Origin of the sequence: Chryseobacterium aurantiacum, from assembly GCF_003020585.1 — a bacterium.
GTDB lineage: Bacteria > Bacteroidota > Bacteroidia > Flavobacteriales > Weeksellaceae > Chryseobacterium > Chryseobacterium aurantiacum.
Map to the genome: position 1 here is coordinate 707,455 of NZ_PXUE01000001.1, position 15,888 is coordinate 723,342.

General features: G+C 35.0%; 13 protein-coding genes. 6 read left to right on the plus strand and 7 right to left on the minus strand.

Annotated features, from left to right (window positions below; translation table 11 throughout):
• Positions 1 to 48: 48 nt before the first annotated feature.
• A complete protein-coding gene (locus C7D53_RS03240; RefSeq protein WP_106914947.1) occupies positions 49 to 708 on the minus strand; it encodes an HAD family hydrolase in 660 nt (219 codons plus the stop codon).
• Between the two features lie 210 nt (positions 709 to 918).
• Between C7D53_RS03240 and speB the strand changes: the two genes are divergently transcribed.
• From speB to C7D53_RS03255, 3 genes are all read left to right on the plus strand, one after another.
• On the plus strand, positions 919 to 1,776 hold the full coding sequence (speB, locus tag C7D53_RS03245) for an agmatinase (protein WP_106914948.1): 858 nt from the start codon (positions 919 to 921) through the stop codon (positions 1,774 to 1,776).
• A 69-nt stretch (positions 1,777 to 1,845) separates the two neighbouring features.
• Entirely contained in the window at positions 1,846 to 2,688 is an 843-nt protein-coding gene (locus tag C7D53_RS03250; protein WP_106914949.1) for a bifunctional helix-turn-helix domain-containing protein/methylated-DNA--[protein]-cysteine S-methyltransferase, read from the plus strand.
• Positions 2,689 to 2,788: 100 nt separating this feature from the next.
• Positions 2,789 to 3,406, plus strand: coding sequence for an alpha-ketoglutarate-dependent dioxygenase AlkB family protein (locus C7D53_RS03255; protein WP_106914950.1), 618 nt, complete (start codon positions 2,789 to 2,791; stop codon positions 3,404 to 3,406).
• 109 nt (positions 3,407 to 3,515) lie between these two features.
• On the opposite strand, the gene C7D53_RS03260 is transcribed toward C7D53_RS03255, so the two are convergent.
• The 4 genes from C7D53_RS03260 to C7D53_RS03275 all read right to left on the minus strand — a co-directional run bounded on the left by C7D53_RS03260 (position 3,516) and on the right by C7D53_RS03275 (position 9,310).
• Entirely contained in the window at positions 3,516 to 5,375 is a 1,860-nt protein-coding gene (locus tag C7D53_RS03260; RefSeq protein ID WP_106914951.1) for a CocE/NonD family hydrolase, read from the minus strand.
• A gap of 206 nt (positions 5,376 to 5,581) precedes the next feature.
• The gene (locus C7D53_RS03265; protein ID WP_106915556.1) at positions 5,582 to 8,299 is read right to left on the minus strand and encodes an outer membrane beta-barrel protein; all 2,718 of its coding nucleotides are present in this window, start codon (positions 8,297 to 8,299) and stop codon (positions 5,582 to 5,584) included.
• Between the two features lie 92 nt (positions 8,300 to 8,391).
• Positions 8,392 to 8,811, minus strand: coding sequence for an SH3 domain-containing protein (locus tag C7D53_RS03270; protein WP_076352535.1), 420 nt, complete (start codon positions 8,809 to 8,811; stop codon positions 8,392 to 8,394).
• 10 nt (positions 8,812 to 8,821) lie between these two features.
• Positions 8,822 to 9,310 (minus strand): BON domain-containing protein, encoded by a 489-nt coding sequence (locus C7D53_RS03275; protein WP_106914952.1) that lies wholly within the window; start codon positions 9,308 to 9,310, stop codon positions 8,822 to 8,824.
• Between the two features lie 222 nt (positions 9,311 to 9,532).
• On the opposite strand from C7D53_RS03275, the gene C7D53_RS03280 reads away from it, so the two are divergent.
• On the plus strand, positions 9,533 to 10,783 hold the full coding sequence (locus C7D53_RS03280; RefSeq protein ID WP_106914953.1) for a dicarboxylate/amino acid:cation symporter: 1,251 nt from the start codon (positions 9,533 to 9,535) through the stop codon (positions 10,781 to 10,783).
• A gap of 6 nt (positions 10,784 to 10,789) precedes the next feature.
• Positions 10,790 to 11,512 carry a phytanoyl-CoA dioxygenase family protein gene (locus C7D53_RS03285; protein ID WP_106914954.1) on the plus strand — a complete coding sequence of 241 codons (723 nt, stop codon included), beginning with the start codon at positions 10,790 to 10,792 and terminating at the stop codon, positions 11,510 to 11,512.
• 99 nt (positions 11,513 to 11,611) lie between these two features.
• Here the strand turns inward: C7D53_RS03285 and C7D53_RS03290 are convergent, their stop codons facing one another.
• Together C7D53_RS03290 and C7D53_RS03295 are read right to left on the minus strand one after the other, a co-directional pair.
• Positions 11,612 to 12,565 (minus strand): FN3 associated domain-containing protein, encoded by a 954-nt coding sequence (locus C7D53_RS03290; RefSeq protein ID WP_106914955.1) that lies wholly within the window; start codon positions 12,563 to 12,565, stop codon positions 11,612 to 11,614.
• 322 nt (positions 12,566 to 12,887) lie between these two features.
• A complete protein-coding gene (locus C7D53_RS03295; RefSeq protein WP_106914956.1) occupies positions 12,888 to 13,307 on the minus strand; it encodes a hypothetical protein in 420 nt (139 codons plus the stop codon).
• Positions 13,308 to 13,536: 229 nt separating this feature from the next.
• Here C7D53_RS03295 and C7D53_RS03300 point away from each other — a divergent pair, with 229 nt between their 5' ends.
• Positions 13,537 to 15,879 carry an outer membrane beta-barrel family protein gene (locus C7D53_RS03300; protein WP_106914957.1) on the plus strand — a complete coding sequence of 781 codons (2,343 nt, stop codon included), beginning with the start codon at positions 13,537 to 13,539 and terminating at the stop codon, positions 15,877 to 15,879.
• Positions 15,880 to 15,888: the final 9 nt, after the last annotated feature.

Genomic DNA, 15,888 nt, shown 5'->3' on the forward strand with positions numbered 1-15,888 from the left:
CTAATCAATATAAAAAATGAGCTCTCAGTTTTGAGAGCTCATTTTATTTTAAAAGTATTTAGAAATCTTATCGAGTTCAAGTTCTTCATAATCTGAAATAACAGTATCCGCTAAAGTATAATCCTGATTTTTTGAATGTGGACTTCTGTAGGCAGCACAGAAAATTTTGGCTCTGTGGGCTGCAAGAATTCCATTAGTAGAATCTTCAATAACCATGCAGTTTTCTAGAGGTTCTTCCGCCAGTTCAGCTGCCAGTAAAAAAACTTCAGGATGAGGTTTGGACTCCTTTAAATCGGCACCACTGATCTTCCCGCTAAAATATTTTTCAAGTCCGAATTTTTCAAAAACCATATTAATTGTTGTCATGGTTGCAGAAGAAGCTAAAATAAGCTTGATTCCATTTTCATGATAATGCTCAATCAGTTTTCGAACTCCGGGAATTAAATCAAACTCATCATCATTATAAAAATAATCCTTGAAGTGAGATCTTTTGATTCCGGCAATGGCTTCATGGGTATGGCTTAGGTCATATTCACTAATTAATGCTTCACAAACCCTTTTGGTAGAAGCCCCGGTAAAAGAGGTGTATAAATCTTCGGAAACTGCAATTTCCAATTCATCAAACGTTTTGAAATAAGCTTTTCTATGTAATGGTTCTGTGTCTACAATTACCCCATCCATATCGAAAAGAACAGCTTTTAAAGACATATATAAAGTTTTTTGTAAAAATAGCTATTTGATTTTAAAGTTGAAAGAGACAACACGGAAGATATAGGACTTCATATATAAGATTTTGGGTTTTGAATTTTAATTGAGGGTATTAAATTGTAAATTAGACATTTTCAAAACTCATAACTTTCTTCGTATCTTTGCAGCTAATATTTCAATCTTTACAACATTAAAATTTTTAAATAAAGCATGAGAACATACGCAGGAATTCCCGAAGAAAACGCAACGTTAGAGAATTCGAAGGTAATGTTGGTAACAGTTCCTTATGATGGAACTTCAACATGGGGAAAAGGAGCAGATAAAGGTCCTGAATTATTCTTAAACGCTTCTGAAAATATGGAGCTTTATGACATTGAAACAGGTACTGAGCCATTTTTGCAGGGAGTATACCTGGCAGGTGAAGTGACTGAAAATTCTAGCCCTGAGGCAATGACTGAAGCTGTTTACCAAAAAACAAAAGAACTTTTGAACAATGAAGGAAAAGTATTCACTCTTTTTGGTGGTGAGCACTCTGTTTCTATTGGTTCTATTCGTGCGGTAGGTGAGAAATTTGAGAATTTAACAGTTCTTCAATTGGATGCCCATACAGATCTACGTCCCGACTTCCACGGTTCAACTTCCAACCATGCTTGTGCGGTATTTGAAGCGAATCAAAAACATAACCTGGTTCAGGTGGGAATTCGTTCTATGGATGCTGAAGAAGCTCAATATCTACCGGAAGGAAGAGTATTTTTTGCTCATGAAATTGCGAACAACGAAAACTGGATCAATGATGTATTAGAAAAAGTTTCAGGAAACGTATATATTACCATTGACCTTGATGCTTTCGATCCTTCTATTGCACCTTCTACAGGAACTCCTGAGCCGGGTGGATTACAATGGTACCCAACGTTAGAATTATTAAGAAGAGTATTTGAAAAATGTAATGTAGTAGCATTCGATATTGTAGAATTAATGGATTCTCCAATGGCTAAGCCAACAGCTTTCTTGTCTGCGAAGTTATATTACAAAATGCTTGCTTATAACGATATTTATAACAACAACTAATATTCCGCAAGAATCGGATTTTTTCTGCCGTATATTCTTTGGAAATTTGTGAGGTAAAAACAAAGTAAAATGTCCACACAAAGTCAGATAGATTATAATAGAATTGCCAAAGCGATAGAGTATATCCAGAGCAATTTCAGACTTCAGCCAAGTTTGGAGGAAGTGGCAGAGAATATTCACTTGAGTCCGGCCCATTTTCAGAAGATATTTACAGATTGGGCAGGCACAAGTCCGAAGAAGTTTTTGCAGTTCATCAGTCTTGAACATGCTAAAAACTTATTAAAGGAAGAAAAAGCAAGTATCTTTGATACCGCTTATGAAACCGGGCTTTCCAGTACAAGCAGACTTCATGATTTGTTTGTGAAAATAGAAGGAATGTCTCCGGCAGAATATAAGAATGGAGGAAAAAGCCTTGCCATCAACTATAGTTTTTCTGAAAGTCCTTTTGGAAACATTTTGGTAGCATCTACAGAGAAAGGGATCTGCCATATGGCTTTTGAAAACAATAAAGAATCAGCATTAGGAAATTTGAAACATAAATTTCCTAATGCTTCTTTTTTTGAAAAACAGGATACTCTTCAAAAAAATGCATTGTCCATATTCGATAAAGACTGGACAAGGCTTAATACAATCAAACTCCACTTAAAAGGTACCGATTTTCAGCTTAAGGTATGGGAAAGTCTATTAACCATTCCCATGGGAAAATTATCCACTTATGGTAACCTTGCTGAAAGAATAGGAAATCCGAAAGCATCCAGAGCCGTAGGAACTGCAATTGGGAGCAATCCGGTAGCATTTCTTATTCCGTGTCACCGTGTCATTCAGTCTAGCGGTCACCTTGGAGGATACCGATGGGGTAGTGACAGAAAGCAGATGATTGTGGGTTGGGAGAGTTCACAAATCTATTCTTAAATGGATTGCAAAAATTTTAAGTAACAGTTATTGTGTTATTTGTGAAAATTTTAGTGAAATTTGTGTTTAGAAATTATTACCCCTCACAAAACAAAGTATTATGCTCAGCCTGTTCGACGAAACACCAGATTATCCCTTAAGTCTTCTTCCGAATGACGGAACTGTTCATTATTATGGAAAAGTCTTCACAAAAGAAGAATCTGATTTGTATTATGAATATCTGTTCAATCAAATTCCCTGGGAAAATGATGAGGCGGTGATCTTCGGAAAACTCATTTTAACCAAACGAAAAGTAGCGTGGTTTGGAGAAAAAGCTTTTGAATATACCTATTCAAACAGAACAAAATTTGCTAAACCCTGGACTCCTGAGCTTTTGAAATTAAAACAAAAGTGCGAAGAGATTTCCGGAGAAACATACAATTCCTGTCTGCTTAATTTATACCATGACGGAAGCGAAGGAATGGCCTATCACAGTGATGGAGAAACGGATTTGAAAAAACATGGGGCCATTGCATCCTTAACCTTTGGAGCAGAGAGAAAATTTTTATTTAAACATAAAAGAACAAAGGAAAAAATAGAAATATTCCTTGAAACTGGAAGCTTATTAATCATGAAAGGATCAACTCAGGATAATTGGCTTCACAGGCTTCCTCCTACCACCAAAGTAAAGACCCCAAGAGTGAATCTTACTTTCAGAACCATTGAAGAAGAATATTAGAAATTAGATTTTCATTAAAGGTATATGATTAGTTTGTCTATCAATAGAAGTGGGATTTAACCAAAACCTAAAAATATAAAAAGCTGTTCCAACGAACAGCTTTTTCAGTTTATTTTAAAATTTCAGCCTCAATGGAACTGTCATCATATATTTTGATAAATGCCTTAGTGTAATCTTCTTTGGAGGCAAAATTTGGATTCTCCATAAATTTCTGCGGGTTTACAGCAAAAAGTGGGAACCATGTACTGCTGATCTGTATTTGAATTTTATGCCCTTTTTTGAATGTGTGAACCACATCCTGAAGCCTGAAATTCACAGCTGTTTTCTGGTTAGGAACCAAAGCTTCTCCTTTTTCTTTAGAATTTCTGAATCTTGCAGGCATAATTTCACTTCTTACCATCTGGTGATAGTTTCCATAGATTACTCCGTCTTTCTTTTCTGCGGGTTTGAAATCTTCGGGATAAACATCGATCAATTTTACTGCAAAGTCTGCATCTGTAGATGATGAGGCAATATTCAGCTTAGCCAAAATCTCTCCTGCAAAAGCAATATCATCTGTCAGGACATCTGTTGTGAACGTGAGTACATCCGGTCTCCCCACTGCAAATCTTTGGTCCTCCGACATGTAATTTTTTGGAGTAAAACCATTGAAATCTTTTAAATGATCAGAGCTTAAAACCGGATTGGCAGGATCACTGTAATATTCAGAATATCCTTGACCGGAAGTCTTTTTTAAAGTTTTATCAGACAAGTAAAAATTCACTTTCTGTGCATTTTTAGGTGGGTATGAAGCAAATTCTTTCCATTCTTTAGCTCCCGTATCATACATTAAAGCTTCGGGAAGGCCTGCATCTTCCTTGGTATTTCCTTTCAGATAATGATTAAAGAATTTTGTTTCAACATTTTTTTGGTAATAGGTTGCAATGCTATCCCCGAAATAAGTCTCACTATGGAAATGTTTCCCTTGCTCCTGAGACCATCCACCGTGGGAGAAAGGTCCCATTACAATAGTGTTTTTTGCCTTTGGGCTTGTTTTTTCTATCGTTTTATAAATATTTAAAGGCCCGGATAGATCTTCTGCATCAAACCAACCTCCAACAGTCATCACTGCATGGTTTATATTTTTTAGGTGAGGAAGAAGACCTCTTTTCTGCCAGAATTCATCATAGTTTGTATGATTCATAATCTCCGTCATGAAAAAATTATTTTTGTAATATTTTTCATAGGCATCTTTCAAAGTACCCAGTTCTCTGTAAAATTTCAGTCCATCCTCAGAAGTTTGTTTAATGAAAGAATCCATGTACCATGCCTTTTGCTCAGGCTTTGTTTTCTGAACTCCGAAAACAGGAAATGTTCTGAAATATCCCAACATAAATTTTCCGTTGTGAAGGAAATCATCATTCCAGAAATCTGAAATTGGAGCCTGAGGAGAAGAAGCCACCAGCGCAGGATGTTGTGCCAATGTTCCTACAGCTGTATAAAAGCCGGGATAAGAAGTTCCAAATTGCCCTGCTTTACCATTGTTGTCCTTAACGTTTTTCAAAAGCCATTCAATGGTATCGTAAGTATCTGTACTTTCATCCACATCCTTTTTTGTTTTATGTTCCACTTGTGGAGTCATATTGGTAAAAGTTCCCTCACTCATATATCTTCCACGCACATCCTGATATACAAAAATGTACTTGTCTTTCATCAGAAAGGAGTTAGGTCCCACCTTAGCCTTATATTCGTTTTCACCATAAGGAGCAATGCTGTAGCAGGTTCTCTGCATCAGGAACGGATATTTATTTTTACTGGAAATATCTTTGGGGATATATACTGCTGTGAAAAGCTTAATTCCGTCACGCATAGGAATATAAAATTCTTTCTTGGTGAAATTGTCTTTAACAAAACTATCTTTTTGTTCAGCGTTTTGAGCCTTTCCAAGAATGAAAAAGAGAATAAGTAAAATTGAAAGATGAATCTTCATAAGTAAAATTTGAGGCTAATTTAAAAATAAAAAAACACTGTTATTGTATTTTATAATGAGAATCTTCCTTTAAAATGAATTTGTTTTAGTTTTTTATTATTGATAATGAAAATTTATAGGTAGATGGTTAAAAAAAGCTTTGTCAGATCTTAGGATGTATTAGTGTTCAAAAATTTTTGTGACTAAAAGATATAGGTGTAAGAAATTTATTTTTTCTTCATTTTTTTACCTGCAAATTTATTAAGCTTCATACTGAGAGAAAACATAATGTATCGCTTCAGAATTAAATCTTCACGGTCTTCAAAATAAGAATCCGTAATAGTTCTTCTTACACTTTGATTTTGATTTAATACATCATAAACCTTTATTTTAGCTGTAAACTGCTTATTGTAGAATGAATAACCCAGACTGGTATTCCAGAAGTAAAAATCTTTTTTGAAACCTGGAGCAATATTAGAATTAGTGTTGTATTCAAAATCATTACCAAAGACAAGTCTGCTTTGAAAGAGGTAATTGGTGAGTTCCAGTTTTAGAGACTGATTGGCAGTATTCACCTGGTCTACCCTGTAATTGGAGTAGTTTGAAAAGCTGTATCCAAGCTTATAGGATGGTTTTATGGTAAGTTTATCCTTAATTTCATAGCTCAGATTCAGTGCTGGATTGAAGTTGTATGAATTGCTTTTAAAAAGCTGTCCATTAATAAACCCGTTGTTGTAAGTATAATTCATACTGAACCTTGGATTAATGCTGAATTTATTGTCTTTCCATTTAAAAGTCTTGGTTAAGCCTGAACTTACATTGAAGTTTTTATTTCCACTTATATTACTGTAGGTTACAATCTGTTTTCCTGAGTTGTCATATTGAGAATATTGGGTAACATCATTGTTTCTGTAGGTAAAACCTGCATTAATATAATAGCTGAAATTATTTACAATATTAAAGCTGCTAAAGGAAATATTGCTGCTGTTGGTCCATGTATTTTTTAAATCAGGATTTCCGGTATAGGTTACTAGCGGATCAGCTTCATCTCTGTAAGGAATTAATTTTTCTACATCAGGAATATTAAAGTTGGAAGAATTCATTAAGGTTAATCTTTTGCGGTCAGAAAAAGCATACTGAAAATTAACCGTGTATTTGGGTAGGAAAAAACTTCTCTGAAGATCATATAGCTGCCCATTAAATAAGGACTTTACTTTCATATCTGAAATGTCAAAATTAACAGTACTCCAGGTGTTGAACTTCTTTTTGTAAAGGAAAAAAGAAAGTTCCGGAGAAAGCTGATTGATCTTTTGGTCCATACTGTTAGAAAGACGTGTATTATATTGAGAATATTGCCCGGTAGCAGGATCAAAATCACTAAAATTCCTTACATCGAGGGATAATTTTGAGTTATATTGCAGGCCAAAGCTTACCGTTGCAGAATCAGAAATAGGTTCTGTATAGACGGTACTGAAAGTATAGTTGTTGTTTTGTCCCCGTGTTCTTTGCAATTGATTTCTGTTGTCTGTGGTAATATCAGATTCTTTGTAAAACGTATTTTGAGACTGGTTGATATTATCATTTTTTGTCTCAGAAATTGAAGTGTTGATGTTGGCAGATATTGAACGGCCTTTTTTCTTTAGATTTTTGGTAAAATAAATATTAGGTGAAAATATATTGCTTTCTCCATTGGTTTGGCTGGAGGATGTACTTTCATTCAAGAGTTTGTCATCTCTCAAAGTGGAAGATGCTGATCTGTTGAAGCTGAAGTTTTCGGACTTTGAAAAAGAGGGCATTATATAAATGTTGGTCATCGAATCCAGCTTTATCCTTGCTGAAGCCTCAAAACTATATTGATTCGACTCATTGTCACCATTACTTTCAGAATTGGTTTTTAGTGTATACTCCGGAAGAAGGGTAGTCTTTGAAACCTTGGAACGGGTTTCCGTCTCAGACTTTGAATACTTTAGACTGAGGTTATCCAGATCTGCATCATTGCCAAGTTTATCATTATAATTAAGACCAATAGTAGTAGTCCTTTGAATTCCGCTACTGCCGTTTTGGGTTCCCGAACCTCTGCTACGCCCCATGCTATCAAAAACATCATCCGCAGAAATACTTTTCGAATTAATATTATTAGAAGAAGCCAATAGACTGATCTTGGAATCTCCTTTAAAATAACTTAACAATCCACTTCCCTCATAGCGCTTATCTGATCCATAGCCCAGTGTAAGTCTTGAAAGAAGACCTTTGTTTTTCTTTTCATCAATATTAAAATTAATGGTTGTATTTTGAGACTTTGGAGGTTTTCCACTCAGTTCTTCCTCTTTTGTTTTGGTTGTCGTAAACTGGATATTTTTGATAATGTCGGCAGGTAGGTTTTGCAGGGCAATTTTACCATCCTTATCAAAAAATGGCTTTCCATTAACCATAATCTGGTCCACTTCTTTTCCGTTGGCTGTGATTTTTCCATCATTGCCGATTTCTACCCCTGGAATTTGTTTCAAAAGCTCCTCAATTTTGCTGTCAGGACGTACTTTAATGGCCGAAGCATTGAATTCTATGGTGTCATTCTTTACTTTTACTGGAGAAACAGTGATTTTCACCTCATCTATCGTAATCACCTCCTTTTTGCTAAGTTCAATGTCTCCCAAAGATAATGACTGTTCTATTTTTTCAAATGCCTTTGAATAAGATAATTTCTCAGCATCAATTTTTAGTATAGATGGCTCTCTTACTTCATCAATCTTCAAAGAAAATTTACCCTCCTTATTGGTAGAGGTGTAATTGACAATGGAGGAGTCTTTTTGTTTTAAAAGATATATTGTGGCATTTTCCAGCGGTTTTTTCTCAAAATCAGATACTTTTCCGTCAATATACAATTTCTGAGCATGGAGAATCAGGACATTGAATATCAAGATCAGTAGCAGAATAATTTTCTTCATTAAGTTCTTTTCAAAGCGGTAAAAATAAAAAAACATCTCCTCATGGAGATGTTTCTTTAAAAATATTTCAAAAATTATTTTTTTTAATGAAATTATGCTTTCAAATATCTTGAATAAGCATATCCTTCCTGTCCGTCAGCATTTTTTACCTTCCACCAGTCATCAGAAGTTTGTTCAATTAAAGTTACTGAAGATCCTTTTGCAGCTTTACCTACAACAGCAGCTTCTGTGGAAGGCTCCTGTCTGATGTTTAGGTTAGAATCTTCTGTAGCTACAGTTAAAGAAGCTCCTGATGCAAGACCTTCTACCTGTACATCAATATTAATATCTGATGCAGAATAAGTAGAATCAATAGCACCTAAAGCATTCCAAACAGCATCTTTTGCTGCAGAATTGGAAGCACCACCGGAAACATATAAAATTCCGTCTTGCTCCTGAACCTGAAGATTTGAAATTCCAGCAGACTGAGCCGCTGCAACTACGCTTGAATATTTATCTTGTAATGTACTCATCTTAATTTAATTATTTTACAGTGTAGTTATATTTTACTTTACCTACTTTTAAAGCGTCTACAGACTGCTTAATTTTTTTAGCTTGTTCTTTAGAAACATTTCCTGTAAGAGTAAGCTCATTATTTACTACTTCTACTTTTACAGTAGGGAAATCTTTAACAGCATCCTGAACTTTTTTCTGGATAGCAGGGTCTACTGCAGATGTAGTCTCTACAGGTGCAACAACAGGAGCTGCCTCAACTTTAGACATATCCATTACATCCTTTACTCCATTGATTGCTTTTAATTGTGCAATCATTGCATCTTTAGATTGTTGATCAACGAAAGTTCCGCTTAAGTGAGCCACACCTTCTTTTACTTCAACAGAAGCATTGGGATTAGAAGTTACTACAGTTGTAGCTTGGGTCTGAAGATCAGCATCAGAAATTTTCTTTTTACAAGAAACTGCCCCGAAAGATACAGCTACAGCTAATGCAGCCATTGCGATAGTTTTTTTCATATTGTATATTTATTTTAATGTTGTTATACAATCAAATGTAATAATAAAATTTGTACCAAAAGAATAAAAAATCAATAAATGTTTCTTAAATTTTTTACAATATTTTCTGAACCAGCGATTTAATTTTTATGTTTCAAAAAATTAATATGGCCTTAACGTAATTAGAATAAAATATCCTGCCAATTCAAAAACCATTATATTTGCGCAAATTGAACTATATATATGAAAGGACAGAATAAACTTTTTATAGCAATTATCATTGCGCTTATCCTGGGAGTAGGGATTGGAGGAATTGTACACGTGCAGTATCCCGAAAGTGCAGAACCTTTTTCCAAGAATATAAAACTACTTGGAACTGTTTTCATCAGATTGGTACAAATGATTATTGCGCCTTTGGTTTTTACTACCCTGGTAGTGGGGATTGCTAAAATGAGCGACATTAAAATGATTGGAAGGGTAGGAACAAAGGCAATGCTTTGGTTCATCTCTGCTTCTTTGATTTCCCTTTTCATAGGATTGATCCTTGTGAACTGGCTGGAGCCGGGGCATGTTACCAAATTACCTATTCAGGATGTTGCTTCTGCTGATGAACTTCTTAAAAGCAGCAAGAGTTTTTCTCTGGAAGACTTTGTAAAGCACATGATCCCTAAAAGTTTATTTGAAGCCTTTGCTACAAATGAAGTATTACAGATTGTAGTATTTGCTATTATGTTTGGAGTGGCTTTGGCGAATTTGGGTGAGGATTACTCTAAACCTGTTGTTAAGCTTTTCGATATTATGGCTCATGGTATCCTTAAAATGGTAGGGTATATCATGTGGTTTGCTCCGCTTGGGGTATTGGGAGCTATTGCAGCTGTAGTGGCTACCAATGGTTTTGAAATATTTAAAGTATATGCTATCTACTTAAGAGACTTTTTCTTTGCGCTGGGCGTACTTTGGCTGGTGCTTTTATTGGTAGGATACTTTATCTTAGGAAACCGTTTATTTGATTTATTAAAAAGAATTAAAGAACCATTATTGATTGCTTTCTCTACAACAAGTTCCGAAGCTGTATTCCCTAAATTGGTGGAAGAGCTGGAAAAATTCGGTTGTAACAGCAGAGTAGTATCTTTTATTTTACCTTTAGGATATTCTTTCAACCTGGATGGAAGTATGATGTACATGACGTTTGCGTCTATCTTCATTGCTCAGATTTACGGTATTGAGATGACTATCGGGCAGCAGATCACCATGCTTTTGGTATTGATGCTTACCTCTAAGGGAATTGCGGGTGTTCCAAGAGCTTCATTGGTAATCATTGTAGCAACTTGTTCCATGTTCGGAATTCCACCAGAAGGGATTGCTTTAATCCTACCAATTGACCATTTCTGCGATATGGGAAGAAGTATGACTAACGTGTTAGGAAATACACTGGCTACTTCTGCAGTATCAAAATGGGAAGGCCAATTAACCGAACCTTTAGATAAAATTTAAATTATAATGAGTTTAAAAAACTTAGAAACTTATAAAAGCCATATTCAAGAATATGGCTTTTCCATTATAAATGATGTTTTTTCTGTCGATGAAGTAGAAAAAATAATCAGTGTTTTGAACGGTATAGATACTTCACGGGAAAATTTTAGAAAATCTGATGACCTTTTTGCGATAAGACAGTTCTTGAAAGAAATTCCGGAAATAAAGGACCTCATCTTTAATGATAACATTCAACGAATCATTACAGAAATATTTGGAGAAAAATATTTTGTTGTAAAAAGTATCTATTTTGATAAACCTGAAACATCCAATTGGTATGTTGCTTATCATCAGGATCTGACCATTTCTGTAGATAAAAAGTTGGAACTTCCCAATTTTGGACCTTGGACTACAAAACAAAATCAGTTTGCCGTACAACCTCCCTTGAATATTTTAGAGAATATTTACACCATCAGGATTCATTTAGATGATACAGATGAAAATAATGGAGCTTTAAAAGTGGTTCCAAAATCCCATTCCAAGGGGATTTATAGACCGGAAACCATAGATTGGTCAATAGAAACAGAAGATATCTGTAATGTAGAAAAAGGTGGAATTATGCTGATGAAACCTCTCACGCTACATGGTTCAAACAGAACAACTAATGGAAAGAAAAGAAGAGTAATCCATATTGAATTTTCAGATATGGAGCTTCCGGAGGTTCTTCAATGGTCTGAAAGAATGAATTAAAATATGGTATAAATTATAAATTGGCCTCTTCAAAAATGAAGAGGCTATTATGATACTGAATAATACTGAATGATGGGTTTTCCATTTATTATAAGTGTATTATTTTACAGCAATTTCATCAATAAAGATATAAGCTTCTCCGCCGGCTCCCTTATGCGATTTCGGAAGTTTCCCAAAGTAATAAGCTTTTACTTTAAGATATCTTGCTTCCGTAGGAAGAATTTCTGTGGTGAAATCCTTGATTTGTATTTGTTCATCTTTAGGATCAATATCATTATCAATTGTTTTTAAAAGGATAAAATCTTTTCCATTCATCGAAGCATAATATTCCACTTTTTTAGGCATCAGAATCAGGGCTTTACTGTCCTGAAGATAAGTAGAGGTTAATGTTGTAAGTTGTTGAGGAGATTTAAAATCAATAACAGCTTCAAAATTTTGCCCCTGATATCCTTGCCATTCACCTCTTTGCCAGTTTATATCCCCTCTTATTCCGTCAATTAAAGCAAGCTTCCCACTGGCTGTATATTGTGGAGCTGCTTTTGAAAGTGTATTGATATCCCAGTAATTAGGTCTTCTATTAAAGCTGGCCGTAATGATTGTGCTTTTTTCACCCTTTCTTTCTGCATAGGCCTTAACCTGAGTGGTCTTACTGATCATAAATGGTCTTTTGTAAGCAGTGAATTTTTTTCTTTTGTTAGCATCACTTGCATCTATGGTCATATAATAAATTTTATCGCGAGGATTCTGTGACGTAATTTCAACTTTAGTAGAAAAATCAAAGATTCTGTCTGCTGAGATCATCGGAGAATCTGTCTGTTGAATATATTTTAAATCTTCAATGGATTGTACATTTTCAAAGTCTGTTTTTTTTATTTCTGTCTTGCCTATATTTTGGGTAATGAGCCTGGTGTTTTGAGATAATTGTACCATTCCAAACACAGTGGCAGCTCCATGTTCTTCGGTACCAATAAAAGAATTTATAGATTGAGAATAGTTTTGCGCGTAAATGATTTGGGTAATGAATAAAGAGAATACAACGAGTCTGCTTTTCATAACTGTATGATTTTATAAAAGCGAATATATTGAAAATACCGGGCCAAAAACTCGGAATATGAATTGCACAAAATAAGATCTAAGAACTATGGTTATGTTCCATGAATGTTTGAGAAAGAAAAGGAATGTAGAGTCTGTTTTATTTTATAGGAATATATTCACGGGATAATTAATACTGTCTCGCCGTGAAAAAGGTTGAATAGTTTTATTACTCAAATATACTTAAATCAGGGGAGGAATTTTCCTATTCTGATTTTTTTTCAAAACTACTTTTAAAAGATGATATAAGAAACCATAACTTGAGGTTGGTTTACCTCCAAAACTATACATGAGAAATCATGACAATCGCATCATTCGTATTCACAATTCTATGACTCACATCACCCGTAGAAAGTGTTTTTTGAATAATAATATGATGGGAGTATGCCTGTACCGCTGCTAAAATTTTTGGATTGTCTCGGGCTGCACATAGCGCTGTATCACAACCTTTTAATTCAAGTTCCTCAAGTAAGCTTTTTAGACTCTTGCCTGCTCCCTTGACATAATCACCCATTCCTACAAAGCCGACTTTCTTACCCTCTTTTTCCAAAATATCGGTAAAGTCTTTATTATTAGAATTTCCCAAAACCCTGAAATTCCCGGGCACTTGTACATATCCATCCCTAAGCAGAAAAGTATATGCAATATTAACTGTATGTGATTTTCCAGTATCTTTTGCTCCTGATAATGTTATTACTTTCATGTGTTTTATTTTTTTTGCCTATAAATTTTACTGAATTATTTCTGTCGTTTTGAATAAAATGAACCTAAAGATACATTTATCTAGAGTGTATTTTAAGAATATTTACAAGAAGTTGATGGAATGTAGAATTTATTGTATGGTAACTATAGAATTGTTTTTAACATTAAAATAAGAGACTGCATGTAACAAACAGGAGTCATTGATTGTTCTATTAAAAACAACCATAGAAATGAAGAGAACATTACTTTCAGCGATGATACTGTTGCCACTGGCCATATTTTCTCAGACAGTTACAGGAAAAATTACTCAGGCTGGAAGTACGGTTTCCTATATTGAGGTGATAGCAGTGAAGGATCAGAAAAAGCAGACTGCCATTTCAGATGAAAAAGGAAATTACACGCTGAAACTTTTTGAAAACGGGAATTACAATATAAAATTAATACAGGAGGGCACAGAAATATCCAGCATGGATGTTGTGGTGAATGGTGAAGTAAAGCAGGATTTCTTTATTGAAAGGAAAAATGAAAAACAGATTGAGGGAGTTACTCTTACTGCCAGAAAAAAACTGATCGAGAGAAAAGCCGACAGATTGGTTTTTAATGTGAGTAATTCTGTAGCATCACAAGGAATGGATGGAGCAGATGCCCTTGCCACAACCCCCTTGGTAAAGGTAGACGATAACGCAGGAGTTTCAATTGCGGGGAAAAGTGGAGTATCAGTGATGATTAACGAAAGAATCCTGAACCTCTCATCTGCAGAACTCGTTACCTATCTTAAAAGCCTCAGATCAGAAAATATAGAAAAAATTGAAGTCATTACCACTCCTCCGGCCAAGTATGAAGCGCAGGGAAATAGTGGACTTATCAATATCGTTCTCAAGAAAAATCAAAACCTTGGATGGAGCGGAAGCCTTACAACAAGTCTTCAACAGCAAACCTACACTGCATTTTCGAACAGCGCAACAATCAATTATCAGAATGAAAAGCTGCGTTCTTCCCTGAAATTAAGACAAAATAAATACGAAAAGCATTCCTTTGAAAACTATTGGATAGAGGGAGCAGAGGGACTTAAAAGTCGTGATGACAGAAGAGATTTTGGAGATGGGCTTGGAGCCAACCTAAGTATTGATTATCAGTTGGGAAAAAAATCCAACGTCGGATTTATTTATGACTATGGATTTGGACATTCCAATATGGATATTGAAAATACCTCAGATTATTTTCAAAATGAAATATATACCAATACATTATCTACCGATGCGGAACACAGAGGGAAAACCACCCAGCATACGGTAAGTGCGTATTACGACCTTAAATTTGGAAAACAGGATAATAAACTAAGTATCACAGGAAATTATTTTTCTAACAACCCTAAGAATATCATCGATTTTACAACAACGGAAAATTCAGGAAATAATTTTGTCGTAAAGTCCCCATCCATGGTGGATTATAAAATATATTCTGGGCAGGCAGATCTTACGCTGCCTTATCAGTTTGCAAAGACAGAGGCTGGGGTGAAGTTCACTAATTTTGATAATAATTCAAGTATTTTCTACCAAAACCTGAATAATGGAAGTTATGTTACAGACCCGCTAAAGAGCAATGAATTTGAATATAATGAGAAAAATTATGCAGCCTACATAAGCCTTGAAAAATCATTCAACGAAAAATGGTCTGCAAAGGCAGGACTTCGTTATGAATATTCTACAGTCAACGGAAACTCTCTGACATCTGGAGAACAGACAGAAAATTCCTATGGTAAATTCTTTCCAACAGCTTATGTTACCTATAAAAGTGATGAAAGCAATACATTCAACCTGAATTATTCCAAAAGGATCAACAGACCTGGTTTTCGTGCCATCAACCCTTATCGCTGGTATATCAATATTAATTCTTACTTCACGGGAAATCCTTTATTGAAGCCATCCATCAATCATAATTTTGAATTTTCACACGTTTATAAAGGAAAGCTGTCTACTTCTGTTTATTTCCAGAGAACACTGGATGCATTCGGTCAGGTAGCAAGCCTGTCCGGAGAGAGCAGAACCAGTACATTTTTCAATTTTTATAATCAGAATAATATTGGAGTTACTCTTAATTATTCGGATACATTCCTGAAGTTTTGGGAAGCCAACTACTCTGCAGATGTTTCCTATATGAGTACCGAGGTTTTTGCCACTGATGCCTTGTCTAAAAAAGGATACGGCTATGATTTTGATTTTCAGAATAATTTTTCACTGAATAAAAGTAAAACCATTCAGCTGATTCTTAACTATTGGTTCCGTTTACCATCTAACTCCGGAAATGTGTACATGGATTTTGCAGGAAATTTTACCTCTGGCATTAAAATAAGCCTCATGGAAAAAAATCTCCAGATCAATGCAATGGTGTCTGATATTTTTAAGCAATCAAGAAGTATCGGAGAAATTTATTATTCCACAGGAACTCATTCCTACAACAATTATTATGATGCCCGAAGACTTACGTTATCTGCAACCTATACTTTTGGAAACAAAAAAGTGAAAGGATCCGGCAGAAATGTAAACTTTGATGAAAAATACAGGGCGAATTGATTCGTGAAA

What these genes read in the sequence shown, in the direction of transcription:
- C7D53_RS03240 (WP_106914947.1), bottom strand. Translation starts at nt 708, where the DNA reads ATGTCTTTAAAAGCTGTTCTTTTCGATATGGATGGGGTAATTGTAGAC.
- speB (WP_106914948.1), top strand. Translation starts at nt 919, where the DNA reads ATGAGAACATACGCAGGAATTCCCGAAGAAAACGCAACGTTAGAGAAT.
- C7D53_RS03250 (WP_106914949.1), top strand. Translation starts at nt 1,846, where the DNA reads ATGTCCACACAAAGTCAGATAGATTATAATAGAATTGCCAAAGCGATA.
- C7D53_RS03255 (WP_106914950.1), top strand. Translation starts at nt 2,789, where the DNA reads ATGCTCAGCCTGTTCGACGAAACACCAGATTATCCCTTAAGTCTTCTT.
- C7D53_RS03260 (WP_106914951.1), bottom strand. Translation starts at nt 5,375, where the DNA reads ATGAAGATTCATCTTTCAATTTTACTTATTCTCTTTTTCATTCTTGGA.
- C7D53_RS03265 (WP_106915556.1), bottom strand. Translation starts at nt 8,299, where the DNA reads ATGAAGAAAATTATTCTGCTACTGATCTTGATATTCAATGTCCTGATT.
- C7D53_RS03270 (WP_076352535.1), bottom strand. Translation starts at nt 8,811, where the DNA reads ATGAGTACATTACAAGATAAATATTCAAGCGTAGTTGCAGCGGCTCAG.
- C7D53_RS03275 (WP_106914952.1), bottom strand. Translation starts at nt 9,310, where the DNA reads ATGAAAAAAACTATCGCAATGGCTGCATTAGCTGTAGCTGTATCTTTC.
- C7D53_RS03280 (WP_106914953.1), top strand. Translation starts at nt 9,533, where the DNA reads ATGAAAGGACAGAATAAACTTTTTATAGCAATTATCATTGCGCTTATC.
- C7D53_RS03285 (WP_106914954.1), top strand. Translation starts at nt 10,790, where the DNA reads ATGAGTTTAAAAAACTTAGAAACTTATAAAAGCCATATTCAAGAATAT.
- C7D53_RS03290 (WP_106914955.1), bottom strand. Translation starts at nt 12,565, where the DNA reads ATGAAAAGCAGACTCGTTGTATTCTCTTTATTCATTACCCAAATCATT.
- C7D53_RS03295 (WP_106914956.1), bottom strand. Translation starts at nt 13,307, where the DNA reads ATGAAAGTAATAACATTATCAGGAGCAAAAGATACTGGAAAATCACAT.
- C7D53_RS03300 (WP_106914957.1), top strand. Translation starts at nt 13,537, where the DNA reads ATGAAGAGAACATTACTTTCAGCGATGATACTGTTGCCACTGGCCATA.